This window comes from Stenotrophomonas sp. 278 (assembly GCF_003935715.1).
GTDB lineage: Bacteria > Pseudomonadota > Gammaproteobacteria > Xanthomonadales > Xanthomonadaceae > Stenotrophomonas > Stenotrophomonas maltophilia_AH.
Window position 1 is genome coordinate 10857 of sequence record NZ_RHPP01000053.1, and the last position, 17889, is coordinate 28745.

The 17889-nt window shown below is 64.7% G+C and carries 16 protein-coding genes; 6 read left to right on the top strand and 10 right to left on the bottom strand.

All coding sequences use genetic code 11. The annotated features are described in order from the left end of the window. Positions 1 to 696: 696 nt before the first annotated feature. Entirely contained in the window at positions 697 to 1089 is a 393-nt protein-coding gene (locus tag EGJ34_RS10625; protein ID WP_125360447.1) for a RidA family protein, read from the bottom strand. 129 nt (positions 1090 to 1218) lie between these two features. Between EGJ34_RS10625 and EGJ34_RS10630 the strand changes: the two genes are divergently transcribed. The 4 genes from EGJ34_RS10630 to EGJ34_RS10645 all read left to right on the top strand — a co-directional run bounded on the left by EGJ34_RS10630 (position 1219) and on the right by EGJ34_RS10645 (position 5316). Beyond that, the gene (locus EGJ34_RS10630) at positions 1219 to 2148 is read left to right on the top strand and encodes a LysR family transcriptional regulator (protein ID WP_125360448.1); all 930 of its coding nucleotides are present in this window, start codon (positions 1219 to 1221) and stop codon (positions 2146 to 2148) included. Positions 2149 to 2356: 208 nt separating this feature from the next. Beyond that, positions 2357 to 2779: a hypothetical protein gene (locus EGJ34_RS10635; protein ID WP_125360449.1), complete on the top strand. Its 423-nt coding sequence runs from the start codon at positions 2357 to 2359 to the stop codon at positions 2777 to 2779. 642 nt (positions 2780 to 3421) lie between these two features. After that, positions 3422 to 4546 (top strand): histidine kinase, encoded by a 1125-nt coding sequence (locus EGJ34_RS10640; RefSeq protein ID WP_125360450.1) that lies wholly within the window; start codon positions 3422 to 3424, stop codon positions 4544 to 4546. Further along, positions 4543 to 5316, top strand: coding sequence for a LytTR family transcriptional regulator DNA-binding domain-containing protein (locus EGJ34_RS10645; protein WP_125360451.1), 774 nt, complete (start codon positions 4543 to 4545; stop codon positions 5314 to 5316). The genes EGJ34_RS10640 and EGJ34_RS10645 overlap by 4 nt, the downstream gene beginning before the upstream one ends. Positions 5317 to 5599: 283 nt before the next feature. Here the strand turns inward: EGJ34_RS10645 and map are convergent, their stop codons facing one another. The 9 genes from map to EGJ34_RS10695 form a co-directional block, all read right to left on the bottom strand. Next, entirely contained in the window at positions 5600 to 6364 is a 765-nt protein-coding gene (gene map / locus EGJ34_RS10650; RefSeq protein ID WP_125360452.1) for a type I methionyl aminopeptidase, read from the bottom strand. After that, positions 6361 to 6573 carry a ParD-like family protein gene (locus EGJ34_RS10655; protein WP_125360453.1) on the bottom strand — a complete coding sequence of 71 codons (213 nt, stop codon included), beginning with the start codon at positions 6571 to 6573 and terminating at the stop codon, positions 6361 to 6363. Before EGJ34_RS10655 ends, map begins: the two co-directional genes overlap by 4 nt. 281 nt (positions 6574 to 6854) lie before the next feature. Then, complete coding sequence (locus tag EGJ34_RS10660; RefSeq protein ID WP_125360454.1) at positions 6855 to 7106, bottom strand: SymE family type I addiction module toxin; 252 nt, start codon at positions 7104 to 7106, stop codon at positions 6855 to 6857. A 1174-nt stretch (positions 7107 to 8280) separates the two neighbouring features. Next, the gene (locus EGJ34_RS10670) at positions 8281 to 9183 is read right to left on the bottom strand and encodes a cation diffusion facilitator family transporter (RefSeq protein WP_125360456.1); all 903 of its coding nucleotides are present in this window, start codon (positions 9181 to 9183) and stop codon (positions 8281 to 8283) included. 27 nt (positions 9184 to 9210) lie between these two features. Beyond that, entirely contained in the window at positions 9211 to 11499 is a 2289-nt protein-coding gene (locus EGJ34_RS10675; protein WP_125360457.1) for an Orn/Lys/Arg decarboxylase N-terminal domain-containing protein, read from the bottom strand. Between the two features lie 22 nt (positions 11500 to 11521). Beyond that, a complete protein-coding gene (gene adiC / locus EGJ34_RS10680) occupies positions 11522 to 12862 on the bottom strand; it encodes an arginine/agmatine antiporter (protein WP_125360458.1) in 1341 nt (446 codons plus the stop codon). Between the two features lie 18 nt (positions 12863 to 12880). Further along, positions 12881 to 14308 (bottom strand): DcaP family trimeric outer membrane transporter, encoded by a 1428-nt coding sequence (locus EGJ34_RS10685; protein WP_125360459.1) that lies wholly within the window; start codon positions 14306 to 14308, stop codon positions 12881 to 12883. 274 nt (positions 14309 to 14582) lie between these two features. After that, complete coding sequence (dsbG, locus tag EGJ34_RS10690; protein WP_260476966.1) at positions 14583 to 15338, bottom strand: thiol:disulfide interchange protein DsbG; 756 nt, start codon at positions 15336 to 15338, stop codon at positions 14583 to 14585. Between the two features lie 144 nt (positions 15339 to 15482). After that, on the bottom strand, positions 15483 to 16550 hold the full coding sequence (locus EGJ34_RS10695; protein ID WP_260476965.1) for a helix-turn-helix domain-containing protein: 1068 nt from the start codon (positions 16548 to 16550) through the stop codon (positions 15483 to 15485). Positions 16551 to 16779: 229 nt separating this feature from the next. On the opposite strand from EGJ34_RS10695, the gene EGJ34_RS10700 reads away from it, so the two are divergent. Beyond that, positions 16780 to 17178: a heavy metal-responsive transcriptional regulator gene (locus tag EGJ34_RS10700; protein ID WP_125360461.1), complete on the top strand. Its 399-nt coding sequence runs from the start codon at positions 16780 to 16782 to the stop codon at positions 17176 to 17178. Next, positions 17175 to 17889 (top strand): heavy metal-binding domain-containing protein (locus EGJ34_RS10705; protein ID WP_312023025.1); only part of this gene is annotated, 715 nt, incomplete at its 3' end. The genes EGJ34_RS10700 and EGJ34_RS10705, both read left to right, overlap by 4 nt.

The window sequence follows — 17889 nt, forward strand, 5'->3', positions numbered from 1 at the left end:
TCGGCATGACCACGAACGGTGACGCGCTTCTGCGCCATGCATCCGGCCTTCGCCGCGCCGATCACCGCCATCGGCGGTCGACTGTCGTTCGACCCTACCTGCGTCTAACATCCCAGGTGGGAACCGGAGAACCCCGGTAGAGTCGACCGTTGGTCGACTGCACGGAACCCATCCACGTTCGATACCGGCATGACCACGAACGGTGACGCGCTTCTGCGCCATGCATCCGGCCTTCGCCGCGCCGATTACTGCCATCGGCGGTCGACTGTCGTGCGACCCTACCTGTGTCTGACTTCCCAGGTGGGAACAGGAGAACCCCGGTAGAGTCGACCGTTGGTCGACTGCACGGAACCGATCAACGTTCGATACCGGCATGACCACGAACGGTGACGCGCTTCTGCGCCATGCATCCGGCCTTCGCCGCGCCGATCACCGCCATCGGCGGTCGACTGTCGTGCGACCCTACCTGCGTCTGACATCCCAGGTGGGAACCGGGAAATCCCGGAACCCCGGTAGAGTCGACCGTTGGTCGACTGCACGGAACCCATCAACGTTCGATATCAGCATGACCACGAACAATGACGCGCTTCTGCGCCATGCACCCGGCCTTCGCCGCACCGATCACCGCCATCGGCGGTCGACTGTCGTGCGACCCTACCGATGCTCCACATCCCATGGGCCACACTACCCGCGTCGTCACTCCGGCAACTTCGCCACCACCTTGAACTCCACGTCGAACCCGGCCAGCCAGGTCACCCCCACCGCGGTCAGCGTCGGATGCGGGGCCTCGCCCCAGTACTCCATCACCACCGGCCACACCCGCTCCAGGATGTTGGCCGGGTCGATCATGAACACGGTCACGTCCTGCACGTCGTCGAACGTGCAACCCGCCTCGGCCAGGATCGCGTTGAGGTTCTGAAACGCCCGCCGCACCTGCGCCTCGACGTCCGGCTCGGGCGAACCGTCCTCGCGACTGCCCACCTGGCCCGAAACAAACAGCAGGCCGTTGGTCTTCACCGCCGGCGAATAGCGGTAACGGTCGTACAGATCCTGCCGGCCCTTCGGGAACACCACATCACGCTTAGCCATGAAACTCTCCACGGGGCGTCGCCCCTGATTGCGATGGCTCCATGCTGGACCTGGACCAGGCACGGATAAACCGCCCCGTTTGGGCATCACTGTTTGTAGAATCCAAACAATCACCTCCCTGGAGCGCCAATGGACCGCTTCGATGCCATGCGCGCCTTTGCCCGGGTCGTGGAGACCGGCAGCTTCACCCAGGCCGCACAGACCCTGCACATGAGCCGTACCACCGTGACCCAACTGGTGCAGCAACTGGAAGCGCGGTTACGGGTGCGCCTGCTCAACCGCACCACCCGGCAGGTGAACGTCACTGCCGACGGCGCGGCCTACTACGAGCGCGTGCTGCGCCTGCTGGCCGATCTGGACGATGCCGAAACCAGCCTGTCCACCTTCGCTGCGAACCCCCGCGGCCGGCTGCGGGTCGACGTACCCAGTCCGCTCGCGAGGCTGATCATCGTCCCTGCCCTGCACGACTTCCACGCACGCTGGCCCGACATCCAGCTCGATCTGGGTGCCAGCGACCGCCATGTCGATCTGATCGACGAGAACGTGGACTGCGTGATCCGCGGCGGTACCATCACCGACCCTTCGCTAGTGGCCCGCCATATCGGTGACCTGCAGGCCGGGCTGTACGCCGCGCCCTCGTACCTTGAGCGGCATGGCACTCCGGATCATCCGTCGGTGCTGGAAGCCGAGCCGCACCAGATCATCGGCTACCTGCGCAAACACGGCGGCCGCCTGCTGCACGTCACCCTGCATCAAGGCAACGAACACCTCACCGTACAGGGAAGACATACCTTTGCGATGGACGACGGCAACACCTACATGGCCGCCGGGCTGGCCGGGCTGGGCGTGATCTGGCTGCCCGACTACATGGCAGATGCGCACGTGCAGCTCGGCGAACTGGTACGTTTGTTCCCGGACTGGGCGCTGGATGCGATGCCCTTGAACCTCGCCTTCCCGCCCAACCGGCATGTCAGCGCCAAGCTGCGGGTGTTCATTGACTGGGTCGTGGAACTGATGGATCGACACGTACCGGTGCGGGAACGTACGCCCTCGGAATGATCGAAGCTTCAGAGCATCGGTAGGGTCGCACGACAGTCGACCGCCGATAGCGCACATCGGCCCTTTAGGGCATGGACCTGACCGGAGAAGCGTGCCCGCTCCAAGGTCATGCCTTCCCGGACGTTGCATCGCTATCGGCGGTCGACTGTCGTGCGACCCTACCGCACCCGGTTACAATTTCGGCAACGGACTCTCTGCAAGGATCGCAATGCAACCTGAAATGGTCGAACGCTCATTCCGCACAGGACGCTCACTGATCAGCCTGCTGGTCTGGTTGTTGTGTGCTCCTGGAATTTTCTTTCACTTGATGTTTGCCTCCATGGCCGGAACGGCCTTGCTTTCAGGAGAAGGGCTGTCCCCGTTTGAAGCCGAGAACGTACTGGTCGCCGTGCTGCTGATCATCACCTCGTTCGCCTGGGTCGCGCTGGGGTGGATGAACTATCGCTGGATGGAAGACCGCACCGTCCACTGGGCGTGGCCGGTATTCGGAACGTTGATCGCGCTGGTTGCTCTGATCCCGACGCGGTTTGTGCCAATCCTGCTCAGCGCACCCGGCGTGCTGATGGCGATCTACCTGTGCATCTGGCACCTCCGCCGCGCGCGGCGTGATGCGGCTCGCGCGGCTGGATGACGGGTAGGGTCGCACGACAGTCGACCGCCGATAATGTCCATCGGCGCTTTGGGGCATGGACCCGCCCGGAGAAACGCTCCAACCATCGGTCATGCCTTCCCGAACGCTGCATCGTTATCGGCGGTCGACTGTCGTGCGACCCTACCGGCAGCGGCACTATCACCAACGTGTCGCCCCTGCACACGTCCACTTCTCGATACACCGCCTGACGCCCATTACGAAACTGCAGGCGCACATCGAAGCGGCAACCCGCCTCCCCCAGCCGCACCGTGGTACTGCCGCCGCCTCCGGACAACGGGTCGATAACACGCGGCTGGTATGCCTCACTCCCCTGTGCAGCCACCTCCACCGCAACGACACTGTCATGTGCACGATTGAGCAGCGTCAGGTAGCGCGCCTGACCTGCCTGCGCCGCAGCGGAAAGCATCAGAGCGGACATCACGGCAATACGTGTCACGGTCATGGCAGCAGCTCCAGCGGATCGGGGTGACTGCATCAAAGCCTCACGCGACCAGGCGCGCCACCGATCGGGGACGAATCGTAGCCACGCCGGGACCAATCGCAGCGGGCCCATTTCCACGCTTCTCCCGCCACGCCACCGCGCCTAAGATGGCCCTGGCCCCTTGGTCCAGGATCCCGGTCATGCCCATCCGCCTTGGCACCACCTCCCTGCCCGTCCACCGCTACCTCGCGCTCTGGGGCGTGGTGATCGTGGTCTTCGCCCTCCAGGACTGGATCGCCGGGCATGTGCACGGCCAGCACTGGTCACTGCTCACCCACCTGCGCTGGTCGGCCATTCAATGGGGCACCTGGGCCGCGTTGGCTCCCCTTGTGTTCCGCCTGGGCGCACGCTATCCGCTGCTCAGCGGAGCGCGCTGGGTCGGCCTGGGCCGCCACACCCTGCTCAGCTTCGGCACCACTTCGGCGGCGATGGCCATCGGTGCGCTGGTGTCCACCTTCTTCGAACCCAGCGGCTTCCTTGAACAGCTGGCGTATTTCATCGCGCAGCACTTCGCCATCGGTCTGTTCACGTACTGGGCGCTGCTGGCGATTCAGCAGGCCCTGCACTATCACGCTGAAAAGTCGCGCCGTGAACTGGAGGCCGCACAACTGGCCACAGAGCTGGCGCAGTCGAGGCTGGTCGCGCTGAAATCGCAGTTACAGCCGCATTTCCTGTTCAACACGCTGCACGCCATCATCACCCTGCTTGACGAAGACAAGCTGTCCGCCGAAGACATGCTGCTGCGTCTGAGCGAACTGCTGCGCGCCTTCCTGGAAGACTATGACGGCCAGGAGATCCCTTTGCGCCAGGAACTGGACCTGCTCGAACTTTACCTGGGCATCCAGCGCACCCGCTTCAAGGACCGCCTGACCACACGCACCTATATCGCCCCGGACACGCTGGATTGCGCGGTGCCCAGCCTGATCCTGCAGCCGCTGGTGGAAAACGCCGTGCGCCACGGCATCGGCCAGCGCGTGGGCAGTGACGTGATCGAGATTGAAGCCCGTCGCGACGGCGACCAGCTGCTGCTGGAGGTCCGCAACCGCAACAGCATGCTGGAAAGCGGCGACAGCAAGCCAGCCGGACACGGCATCGGCATGGCCAACACCCGCCTGCGCCTGCGCGAACTGTACGGCGACGCCGCCGAGGTACGGCTGGACATTACCTGGCCGGAAGGCGTGGCCTGCCGTGTGCGACTGCCGTTCCGGGAAATGGAAAACGCCGACGGTGCGCCTGAGTTCAGTGCCGGACTGGCGGCACCATGAGCATCACGGCGCTGGTTGTGGATGACGAGCCGATCGCGCGACGGGCGATCGTGAGGTTGCTGGAAGACGACACCGAGATCACGCTGCTGGGCGAATGTGGCGACGGGGTATCGGCGGTAAACGACATCCGTGCACAGTCACCCGATCTGGTGTTCCTCGACATCCAGATGCCGGCCATCACCGGGCTCGATGTGGTCGCCACCATCGGTGCAGAACGCATGCCAGCCACGGTCTTTGTTACCGCCTACGAGCAATACGCGGTGAAGGCGTTCGAAGCCAATGCAGTGGACTATCTGGTCAAACCCTTCAGCCGCGAGCGTTTCGCCGCTACGCTGCAGCGCGCCAAGGCGCGCCTGAGCCAGGCCGGCGGCACCGGCGCACAGACGTCGCAGCAGATTCTGCAGGCACTGGATGCATTACGTCAGCGTGACCAGCACCTGGAACGTATTCCGGTGCGGGTAGACGAGCACATCGTGCTGGTGCCGGTGGATGACATCATCTGGATCAAGGCCTCACGCAACAGCGTGCTGATCCATGTGCCGGGGCACGTGCATGAGCTGCGGCAGACCATGACCGAACTGGCGGCACGGCTGGACCCACGCAGCTTCGCGCGTGTTCACCGTTCGGCCATCGTCAACGTGCGTCGCGTGAAGGCGATCCATCCGTGGTTCAACGGGCATCACGTGGTGACGCTGGACAACGGGCAGCAGCTGCGGATGAGCCGGTACCAGAACGAGGCGTTCCTCAAGCTGGTGTCGACGCGGACGTGACCGTGGGCTGGGTTGTGATCTGGAATGGGAATTGGAATGGGGATGGGAATGGGGATGGGGATGGTAGGGTCGCACGACAGTCGACCGCCGATAACGGTGATCGGCGCTTTGGGGCATGGACTCTGCCCGGCATCGGCCTTCGGCAATTGTCATGCCTTCCCGGATGTTGAACCGCTATCGGCGGTCGACTGTCGTGCGACCCTACCAAAGCACCAGCAAAGCTCAAGCAAAGCACCAGCAAAGCACCACCCGAACGTCGCCCTGCACCGCGCCATCAGAGGCGTTACGGGGCGCGCTCACCCTCTCGCAGCGTCAGCACCTGCACGCCGTCTGCGGTCACCAGCACGGTGTGCTCGAACTGCGCCGACAGCTTGCCGTCGCGCGTAGTCACGGTCCAACCGTCGTCACTGTGCGCGATCGCCGCGCGCCCCTGGTTGATCATCGGCTCGATGGTGAAGGTCATGCCCTCTTCAAGCTCCAGGCCCTCACCGCGCCGGCCGTAGTGCAGCACCTGCGGCTCCTCGTGCATCTCACGGCCAATGCCGTGGCCGCAGAACTCCTTGACCACGCTGTAGCCATGCGCCTTGGCGTGCTGCTGGATGGCAAAGCCGATATCACCCAGCGTTGCGCCCGGACGCACCACCTCGATGCCCTTCCACATCGCCTCACGGGTGACCCGCACCAGACGCTTGGCGGCGTAGTCCACCTCACCGATCAGGTAGGTCTTGCTGGAATCGGCGATGAACCCGTTCTTCTCCAGGGTGATGTCCAGGTTGACGATGCTGCCTGCGCGCAGGATGTCATGGGCCGACGGCACGCCGTGGCAGACGACGGTATCGATGGAGGTGTTGAGCACGTACTCGAAGCCGTACTGCCCCTTGCTGGCCGGGCGCGCCTGCAGTTCATCGACGATGAAGCGCTCCACCCAGTCGTTGACCTGCAGGGTGGACATGCCTTCCAGCTGCAGCTTATCGAGCGCTTCGAACACGCGCGCCAGCAGGCGGCCGGATTCGGCCATCAGGCGGCGTTCTTCGGGCGTCTTGATCATGCTTCGGCCACCCGTAACGCGCCCGGGTCGACCCCGGCGGCCCGCAGTTCGCGGCAGACGATCTCCTGGTAGCTCAGGCCGGGGTTCATTTCGCAGAGCATGCCGACCTTGATCCAGAAGCCCGCCTGGGCGTTGATGGAACGGCCCGAAACGGCGCTGGCGCGGCGCAGGTTGTCGTGCAGCTGGTCGTCGATGTTGACGATGCCCATTGGGGGACTCCGGAAGGGGATATACATATCATATACGAAACGTATCCACGGTAGGGTCGACCCCCGGTCGACTGCACGCACGCTGCCAACGTTCGATATCGGCATGACCATTGAACGATGCGGCGCTTCTCCGGCACGCACACGGCCTTCGCCGCACCGATCACCGCCATCGGCGGTCGACTGTCGTGCGACCCTACCAATCCTTCCAACCACAATGAGCGCCCAAGCGCCGAAAGCGAATGGCACGCGGCACCGGTTCCGCGCGCCATCCGCCCTGGCCGTCAGTCGACGGTGACCGGCCGCAGGATCAGGCAATCCTTGCCAAACTCAATATCGAACTCGGTGCCCACCTCAAACCCGGCACGGGTCAGCCACATGCCGCGCAGCTTGATCATCGGGATGGTCTTGCTGCCCAGGTTCTTCTTGCCGGTGGGGTCGTTGAGCGCCTTGACGCGCAGGCTGTCCGGCTTGATCCAGTAGAAGGTGCCGCGCTTCTCGTCGTTGTTGTTGCTGCCATCGTTAGAACTCGTCATGTATCAACTCCTGGGTGAGTTCTCCCTCGCCGGAATGGCGAGGGAGTCGGGAGGTTGATAACCGTGCAAGTAGCCAGTACAGAAAACGGCGTGACGTATTCCCCGGGGGTGTTGTATTGCGCCACCCTCCCGACGTTGAACGTCGGACCACCGACTAACTTGCGGAGTTATCAAGCTCCTTGACCCCACCGTGCGCGATACACCACGCGAAGTGAAATGGCATAAGCGACAGGGTAATTCAGCGTTGGCAGATCGCGCCACACGAGTGGCGCGAATGGACCGGAATGATCGAAATCTGAAGCCGTTCCGGTAAACCCGGTCACAGTTCTGATGACGCGGTGCGACATGCGAGAACGATGCGGAACTATCTGATCCGTGACGCGAATGGCCACGAACGATGACGCGCGCCTCCGGCAGGGGCACGGCCTTCGTCGCACCGATCATCGTTATCGGCGGTCGACTGTCGTGCGACCCTACCAACGGTGGCAGGCTCCCCGGTAGAGTCGACCCTTGGTCGACTGCACGGAACCCATCAACGTTCGATATCGGCATGACCCCGAACACGAATACGCTCCCTCTCGACACATACAGCCCCCCAATCACCGCTATCGGCGCGGGGTCCTATGCTCTTTCCGCAGATCGTCCAGATTGCCAGCAGACCGTTCTTCCTTGAACTCCAGCTCCATTCCCAGTATCGACAACACGGCGAGCAGCTTCCTCGCCCCGAACTCGGAAACTTTCCCGCGTTCGAAGCGAGACAACGTATCGGAGGACACACCAGCCTGCGCGGCGACTTCTACCTGAGTTCTGCGCATGGCTTTCCGACGGCGCGCGACCGCAGAACCCAACTCGGAGAGCGTTTGCATTAGACGTATATCCCTACATTTGGTGCGCAACTAACATTTTTAGACGTATACATCGAATTTTCAGACCCCTTGGATTCATCACTGGCGAGACCCCCGGTAGAGTCGACCCCTGGTCGACTGCACGGAACCGATCAACGTTCGATATCGGCATGACCGTCGAACGGTGATGCGCCTCTCCGTCAAACATTCGGCCTTCGCCGCACCGATTGCCGTTATCGGCGGTCGACTGTCGTGCGACCCTACCAATCCCCCACCAATCCCCCACCAATCCCTTCATTCCAACGTTGCCCCGATTGCCCCTGTTTCCCTTACGTCCACGCCGGGTCGGCGGTGAAATCAATCGTCAGCCAGAAGTCGCTTCCCCGCGCATCCAGCCGCTCGGCAATCTCATCCCGCAGCGCATCCACGTTGCCGATACTGCCGATCACCGTATCCGGGTGGGTCAGGATATGGATCTCCACGAACCGCATCCGCCCCATCTTGGCCACGTGGCTGGTGAAGTCCAGATAGCCATGCTCGGCCACGAACGCACTCATTACCTCCTGCACCCGTGCATCCAGCGTATCCGGAGCCACCTGCAGCACCTCACGCATCGCCCGCCACGCGCCGCGCAGGGGCACGGGTAGCACGGCCAGACTGATCGCGGCCAGCACCAGCGGATCCAGATACGGAATCCAGTGCGCGTGGTCGCCATCGCGCAGCAGTAGCGCGATCGCGAACGCCAGCACCACCGCCAGACTCATCAATCCGCTCAGCAGCCACGCCCGAACGTCCAGCCACAGCAGCCCGGACTGCAGTCGCTGCGCATACACCCGCACGATGGCGGCCATGGCCAGATTGCTCACGCACAACAACGAGGCCCACGCCAGCGCAGGGCCGGCCTTTACCGTATGCCCGCCGGTAGTCAGCCCGATGATCGAGTTGGCCAGGGCGTAGATGCAGGCCAGGGCCAGAATCGCCCCGCCCAGTGCCTCCACCATCGGCTCCAGGTGCCAGTAGCCATACTGGAAGCGCGGGCTTTCCTCCCGCGCCACCAACCGCAGCACCGCCAGCGCGACCAGGGTCAGCGCCACGTCGACCAGGCTGTAGACGCCGTCAAACAAAATCGCCTGCGACCCGACCAGGAGGCCGCCCACGAAGCCGGTGGCGCTGACCGCCACCGTGACCCCGATCGAGAACTTCAGAACCCGCTGCTCGCGTGCCGTATCCATCGCCCGCCGAAGGTTCTGGGCATGGGCTCAGACCTTCAGCACCTCCACCTTGTAGCTCGGCGCTTCGCCGCTGCGGTCGATGATAAGCCCGTGCACGTCCGACTCGAAACCCGGGAACCGCGCGTTCTGCTCACGGGCAATGCGCAGCGACTGGATGATGGGTTCATCGGACGACCCAAAGCGTTCGCCCGGCATGATGGTCGGAATGCCCGGCGGATACGGCACCAGCATGGTGCCCGCCACGCGCCCGCTCAGCGCCTCGATGTCGACCCGCTCGATCTCTCCGCGCACCAGGTGATCATAGGCCTGGGCCGGCGTCATCACCGGCGTGGGCAGGTCCACGTACATCTCACGCATCACCTTGGCGACCTCGAACCCCCGGTTGAAGTCATGCAGGGCCTGGCACAGGTCGCGCAGGCCCCAGCCGGCATAGATGTCGCCGTAGTCTGCCGCCAGATCCGGCAAGGCACGACTCAGCGGCGCGTTGCTGTCATACAGTTCCTTGAATGCCATCAGCTCGGTCACCAGGGTGCTCCACTTGCCCTTGGTGATGCCCATGGAGAACAGGAAGAGCACCGAGTACAGGTTGGTCTTCTCCACGGTAATGCCACGCGTCCACAGGAACTTGCTGAGCACGGCCGCTGGTATGCCGCGCTCGGCCACCTCGCCGTTGATCGAAAGGCCGGGGGTCAGCAGGGTCACCTTGATCGGGTCGATCAGCACATAGTCTTCGACCAGCCCATCGAACCCGTGCCAGTAGGCTTCCGGCTGCAGATACCATTCCTCGCGCTTGGCCACCAGCGGAGCCGGCGCATCGCCCTTGGCCAGCGAACGCTCCAGCTTGTCCGGCTGCCAGACGCTGAACCACCAGTCGTCGCGTCCCAGGTCGTCGCGTACATGCAGCATCGCGCGGCGGAACGCAATCGCCTCGTCATGCATCTCCTGCACCAGCGATTCACCGGCCGCGCCCTCCATCATCTTCGAGGCCACGTCACAGGCGGCAATCACCCCGTAATGCGGGCTGGTGGTGGTGTGCATCATGAACGCCTCGTTGAAGCGCTCCGCATCCAGTTCGCGGGTGGCCGCATTGCGCACGTGGATCATCGACGCCTGCGAGAACGCGGCCAGCAGCTTGTGCGTGGAATGGGTCGTGAAGATGATGGCGTCCTGCTCGCGTGGCTTGCCCTTGGCCATGCCGTAATGGTTCTCGTAGAACGGGTGGAAGGCGGCGTAGGCATACCAGGCCTCGTCGAAGTGCAGGAAATCCACGGCAGTGCCGATCTCGTCGGCGATCTTCTCGGCGTTGTAGCACAGCCCGTCATAGGTGGAGTTGGTCACCACCGCAATGCGCGGCTTGGAGCCGGCCTGATACGCCTGGCGGGCCAGTGGATTGGCGGCGATCGCCTGCTGCAGCGCCTCCGGGGTGAACTGATCCAGGCTGATCGGCCCGATGATGCCATGTGCGTTGCGGCTGGGGGTGAAGTACACCGGCACGCCACCGGTCATGATCAGCGCATGCAGCAGGGATTTGTGGCAGTTGCGGTCCACGAACACCACATCGCCGCGCCCTACCGTGCCATGCCAGACGATCTTGTTGGCGGTGGAGGTTCCGTTAGTGACAAAGAACGTATGATCCGCGCCGAAGTCGCGCGCCGCCTCGTTCTCGGCCTCCTTGATCGGACCGCTGTGGTCGAGCAGCGAACCCAGCTCGGGCACGGAGATGGACAGATCGCTGCGCAGCGTGTTTTCGCCGTAGAACTGGTGGAAGGCCCGGCCCACCGGCGACTTGGTGAACGCCACGCCGCCCGCATGCCCGGGCGTGTGCCAGGAGTAGTTGGACTCGGCCGCGTGGTGGATCAGCGCCTTGAAGAACGGCGGCAGCAGCGTATGCATGTAGTCTTCCGCCGCGCGCATCACCTGGCGGGCAATGAAGCTCTTGGTGTCCTCGAACAGGAAGATGTAGCCGTGCACGTACTTCAGCAGCTTGCTCGGCACCTTCTCGATGGTGCGGCGTTCGCCGTACAGGAACACCGGCAGCCCGCCGCGGCGCGCGCTCTGCTCACGCAGGAAACCGAGCAGGCGCTGGAACTCGGTCGGTTCGTCTTCGGTGCCGTCGATGGAGATCAGCACCGCCGAAGCGGCCACGTAGGTGCGCGCCCCGGCCTGGGCGTCGGCCAGGGTCAGGCCGCACAGCACCCGTTGCTCGTTCCTGCGCAGTTCCTCCACCAGCGCGCGGATCAGAATGCCACCAATGCGCGGCGACTCGTAGTCGGCATCGATGACGATGACCGGGTAGTCCAATGATTTGAAGTACACAGCGTTTCTCCTGGGGGCAGACTCACGAAGCCTTCGAAACATCCAGCGGCGGCAGCTGCCCGCGCTGGCGGCGGCGCTCCTCGCTGAAGAACGGGTAGAACACAGTGATGAACAACACGAACAGGAATGCGTACTGCACGATGCTTCCGGACGAACCGAAGATCGCCCACAGGCAGTACACGACGGTGGCGCTGGTCAGGAACCAGAACGCGCCGGTGTGCACCAGCGTGTGCGAACGCTCCACCACGAAGTAGCAGGCCACGCAGGAGTAGATGTAAGGCAGCAGGGTCAGCACCACGGCCGCCGAGGTGATCACGTCGAACTGGGCGGACGCGGTCTCCGAGGTCGAGGTGACCAGCACGGCAATGGTCATCAGCACGGCAACGATCAGAACGCCTTTGACCGGCACGTCGTCCTTGTTGGTTTTGCTGAAGATGCCGGGGAACAGGCCGTCATCCGAAGCGGCCTTGGCGCTCTGCGCGGTCAGCAGGATCCAGCCGCCCAGCGAACCGGCCGCGCCGACGAAGGCGCACAGGCTGACCAGTGCCCCACCCCACCCGCCGACCGCATTGGCAGCGGCCAGCGCGAAGGGCGCATCGGAGGTCTGCAGCTGTCCGTTGGGCACCATGCCCATGATCACCGACGAGCTGGCGATATAGGCAATGGCAGCGAGAAACACCCCCGCCAGGGTCGCCCTGGCTACGTTTTTCTCCGGGTTCTCCACCACCCCGGCGGTGACCGAAGCCGACTCCACGCCAATGAACGCCCACAACGTCAGCGCCGCGGCGCTGGAGATCGCGCCAAAATTGGATTCGCCCGAGACGTTGTACGAGCCCTTGAAGATGGCCGGGTCAAAGAAGAACCAGCCAAAGATCGCGATGCCCAGGATCGGTACCAGCGCGAAACTGGTGGTCACCGTCTGCACGCGGCTGACGAAGGCCGGGCCGATCACGTTGGCGAAGCTGAGCGCCCATACCAGCGTCAGCACCGCGATGCAGCGTGGAACGGGTTGGGACAGAATCGGGAAGAAGTAGCTGAAGTACCCCACCGCCGCGATCGGAATGGCGACGTTGCCGATCCAGTTGGCGAACCAGTAGATGGTGTTGGTCTGAAAGCCCATGTACGGGCCGAACCAGTCACGTGCGTACGCATAGGGACCACCCGCCTTGGGGGCCAGCTTGCCGAGCTTGGCGAACACGAATGCCAGCAGCAGCGCACCCGCCGTGGTGATCAACCAGCCCCATATCGAGGCGGTGCCGATCTTGGCCAGGCTGGACGGCAGCAGAAACACCCCCGACCCCATCATGTTGCCCGCCACCAGGAAGGTGGCACCGACCACTCCAATCTTCTTCCCCTGCGCCATGACGCTTCTCCTCGGCCGCTATTTGATGAAGTTGTATTGAAGGCTGCCCTGCAGCCGCATCGTGTCGGCGCGTTGGCCGTCCTGCTGTTCCAGCTGCCCGTACAGCAGCTCCATGCCCATGGTCCAGGACGGGGCCGGGCTCCAGATCAGGTTGAGCACGCCGTAGCGGCTTTGTCGGAAGGCGTCGGCAGCGAGCGCGTCATCGCGCCCCAGCGTGAGTTGTCCGAGCACCAGGTTCGAGCGCCACATCGGCGTCCAGTAATGCGTATAGCCGACGAAACCGCCGGCCAGCGACAACATGCGCAGGCGACCATCCAGGGCAATGACGGCATCCAGCCCGGAGCCGGTCAGGTCGGCGGTGTAACGACTCAGGCCTTTACCGCCGAGTACCCCGAACAGCAGCAGGTCCTGCTCGCCCACGCTGGCCGAACCGCTCAACTGCACGCCGCCGCCGAGCTTGCGTTCATCACGCTCAACTCCGTCGTACCCGACGCTGCGCGCCACCGCGCCCAACTGGAGGTGACCCCAGTCACGCTCCATGCGTGCGGTCAACGTCACGTCGGGCACGCGGCTTTCAGCGCGGGTGTCGTCGCTGGTGCCGGCCAGTTCGCTCTCAGGATCTTCAGCCGCAATGGTCAGCGTGTTGCCCTTGCCCATCGCGAAACTGTGGTGAATGCCCGCTACCAGCAGGTAGCCCGCGCCGCCCGGACCGGCAACGTCCAGCGTGTCCGGCAGGCTGTCGGCGTCCATGAAGCTGGAATAGCCGTAACCGGCGTAGGTGTTGCCCAGTTGCCCGTAAGCATGGCGCAGGCGGAACTCATAGCCGTCGCTGCTACCGAAGAAGTCGTTCTCCAGGTAGAAACGCAGGTTGCCGCGGGTAGTCGGACGGCGTGCCTCGAAGCTGAAGCGGGTCTGCTTGGCATGCAGGTTGAAGTTGCGCATGTCGCGGTGGTCACCGCCCACCGGAATGGTCGAGGTGATGAACTGATCCTCATCACCCGTGGCGCGTGCGTCCGCAATGGCATCCAGCTTGGCGTAGCCACCAATGCGGATCATCGTGTCGGTGTTGGGAATGGCGAAGAAGCCTTTCAGCTCCGGGTCTGTCGGACCGGCCGCACTGCCCGGGCGAGAGGCGGCGGTGGACGGGTCGGAGACGGAATCACGCGGCGGCAGAATCGCCTGGCCGGTGCCGGGTACCTGCGTGGCACGCGCCAGCACGCTGGCGGGAGCAGCGGCCATGACCGCCGGCGGTGACGGTGACGCAGTGGCGTCCGACGATGTCGCGCCTTCGGCCTGCTCCAGCGCCTGCAGGCGCTGCTCCATGCTTTCCAGGGTCCGGCGCAGCGTCTGGATGTCCTGGCGCAATGCCTGCGCCGAGTCCTGCGCCTGCGCGGGCGTGACAGCCGCGCACAGTAAAACGACCACTACCCACACGGACAGGCGCATCGCATCCTCCTTGAACCGCAGTAGATTCTGTCGGTTCCAGACGATGCGCATGCGCACAGCGGCCGGAACGACAACCCGGTACTGCTACGCAGGACTGTGACGGCGGCCTCATTGCAGCGTCGCGCATGCAACCAGGCGTGCCTTCAGGCACCCGCGTGGGATTCCCTCCTCATCCCGGGTGATCTGCCGTTCGCCGGCGGCAGACCAGCGCCTTGAGTAACAAGGCGCTGGTGAGCGTGTCGTGAAGTGTTGCCGTGAAGGAAGTCAGCGCTGATCAGCGCGGGCCCATCACCTTATCCATGTCCTCGCCCTGCGGCATGCCACTCACACGCTGCACGACACCCTGCGGGTCACGGAACAGAATGCCCGGCGTTCCCTGGAAGCCGAGTTCCAGCATCAGGCGCTGGTTGGCGTCCAGCTTGTTGGCCAGGGCTGGGCTGATGCTGGCGGCCGGCTTGATACCGCCCTTGCTGAAGGAGTGCTCGTTCTCGAGAAACACTGCACTCGGATTGGGGGCACCCAGAATGGCGGCGGCCTTGGCCGGGCTGTCTTCCCGGATCACGCCGACCATCACGTGGCGCAACTGGACTTTGCCGCCGTCCACCCACGGCCGCGCGGCCTGCCAGAAGTGGTGGCAGTACGGGCAGTTGGCGTCACTGAAGGTGTACACCACGGTGGGTGCATCGGCGCGGCCATCGCGCACCCAACTGCTGGCATCCAGCTTGGCCCAGATCTTGTCCGACATCGGCTTGGCAACCAGGCGGTCCAGTGCGGCCTCGCCCACGTCTTCACCCTTCTCGTTGAACAGGCTGCCCACCAGCACATGGCTGCCATCGGCGGTGACGTAGGCGGCCGCGGGTTGTTGTCCGCCCACCAGCCCTGCAAAGCCACGCAGCCCACCGGGCGCATCGAATTCGCCCATGACCTCGAAGCCCTGCTTCTCAACGCCCTTCAGCACCGCAGGGCGGTCCGCAGCCGCCTTGCCCGGCTTGGCAGGCGACTGCGCCTGGCCACTGCCCGTAATGATCATCAACACGGCCGCCACCAGAGCGGCATTACGGGCGCGCGGGCGCTTCAACATCATGACAACTCCAGAACACGGCAGACGGGATCAGCCCACAGGGTAGTCGCATCTGCGACCGCTGCCCACCTTGTGCGCCGCACGTGCGATGGATCAGGCTGCCGGTCGTATGGCCTCGCGCTCGGGCTTTGCACCGGAGGGGCGGGCGCGCTCGCGGCGCACCGAGAATATCTGCCGGCGGTAGCGCGCCGGTGTCACACCCACGATGCGCAGGAACAGGCGGCGGAACGCGCTCTGGTCGGAGTACCCGACCGTCCAGGACACTTCGTCCACGGCACCGCCGGCCTGCAACAGTAGTTGCGCCTTGGCAATGCGCAGCCGCTGGCAGTAGGCAATCGGCCGCATGCCCGTGGCCTTCAGGAAGCGCCGCTGCAGGGTGCGCGGTTCCAGCCCGGACGCCTCACAGATGTCCTGCAGGGAAACGCCCCTTGCGGCGATGCTGTGCAGCCAGCGCTGCGCCTTGAGGATGCCGCGGTCGCCGTGGGCGAAGTTCGGGCTGAAGCGTTCCAGGTCTTCCTGCACGGCTTTGGGAATGGTGAGCTGCAACTGCTGGATGGCCGCACTCATGACGCTCTGCCCGTACACCCGAGCGAGCAGACGCAGGCTGAGGTACTTCCAGGCGTCGTTGCCGGAGGTGGTCATCAGGTCGCCGTCGTCGACCAGCGCCCGCTCACTCGGCAACCAGCTGGGCACCACCTGTGCCAGCGGCGGGCAGCGGGTCAGCGCCGGCAGGCTGACCGAGCGGCCGGTGAGCACCCCGGCCATGGCCAGCATCAGCCCGCCTTCCTCGCAACCGGCCAGCAGGCTGCCAGCGTCGTGGCTGTCGCGCAACCAGCTGAGCATGCGTTCGTCCGGCTGCGCCAGCGGCCAGGTCGGTTCATTGCCAGGCACCACGATCACCGCCGGTACGGCGTCGCCGAACAGCTCCGCCCCCGCCACCCGCTGCATGCCGGTACCCCGGGTCGAGAGCGTCCAGCGGGTGACCAGCATGCGCGCCCCGGGTCGTCTTCCAGCAGCCGCCGTGCGGTTGCAGCGCTGGGCCAGCTCGGACAGCACCGGTGCGGCCTGCCGCAGACTGCCGGGGTACTCGAGCACCCCGACTTCCATCAGGAGGGACGAAGGCTTGGTGGGAGACGACGAAGAGGGGGACGATGCATCCATGGGTCACGCTCCTGGAACGGCGGCACTGGCGGGGCTGCTTGGGACGGGGCAAACCCTGTGGAAACAAGGCGTTGCGACGATTCACCTGAGCCTACGGACCACCCTTTGCGCCAGCTATGAAACTTGTTGCAAATCTGGTTCGGTCGCGACATCCCCGTCCGCGCCCAACCCTTGACTCTTGACCAGACTCCAAGGTGCAGACTGTGCCCACGCTCCATCTGGAACCGCCATGAACATCGGACAACTTGCACGCGAGGCCGGCGTCCCCGTCGACACCGTGCGCTACTACGAACGCCAGCACCTGCTGCCCCGCGCGCAGCGCAGCGCGGGGGGATACCGGGTCTTTTCCGACAGTGACCTGACCCGCCTGCGATTCATCCGACGCGCCAAGGCGCTGGGTTTCACCCTTGAGGAGATCGGCGAGCTGCTTGCCCTGAGCGACCAGCGCCAACAGGATGTCGCCAAGGTGCGCGACACCGCCGTGCACCGGCTGCAGGACATCCAGCAGCGCATCGACGAACTGCAGCGCATGCATGGGGCGCTGAAGCAGCTGGTGGACGCCTGCCCCGGGCACGGCGACAACGCGGCCTGCCCGATCCTGGGTGCACTGACGGAGACGCGCGCATGAGTGCACCCGCTAGCTGCTGCAGCCACAAAGGTCACCACGCGGGGCACGCCGCGCCGGCGGCGATGAAGAGCCCGCCCCCGCCGGGCACGCTGTACACCTGCCCGATGGACCCGGAGATCGTGCAGGAGGGCCCTGGCACCTGCCCGATCTGCGGCATGGCCCTGGAGCCGATGATGCCGAGCCTGGACGACGGCGAAAACCCGGAGCTGACTGACTTCCGTCGCCGATTCTGGTGGAGCCTGCCGTTGAGCGTGGCCGTCATGGCGCTGGCGATGCTGGCGATGACGCCACTGCTGCATGGGCTCGCCCCGACGGTACGGGTCTGGATCGAATTCTTCCTGGCCACTCCGGTGGTGCTGTGGGCGGGCTGGCCGTTCCTGCAGCGCTGGGCGCAGTCGATTGCCAACCGCAGCCCGAACATGTGGACGCTGATCGGCACCGGCGTGATCGCCGCCTATGGCTACAGCGTGGTAGCCACGGTCGCGCCGGGTCTGTTTCCGCCATCGTTCCTGCAGCATGGCCACGTCGGGGTGTACTTCGAAGCCGCTGCGGTGATCATTTCGCTCACGCTGCTCGGACAGCTGATGGAACTGCGTGCCCGCGCGCAGACCTCGGCGGCGATCAAGGCGCTGCTGGGGCTGGCCCCGAAAACCGCGCGCCGGCTGCGCGACGACGGTGGCGAGGAGGATGTGGCGCTGGCCGCCGTGCAGC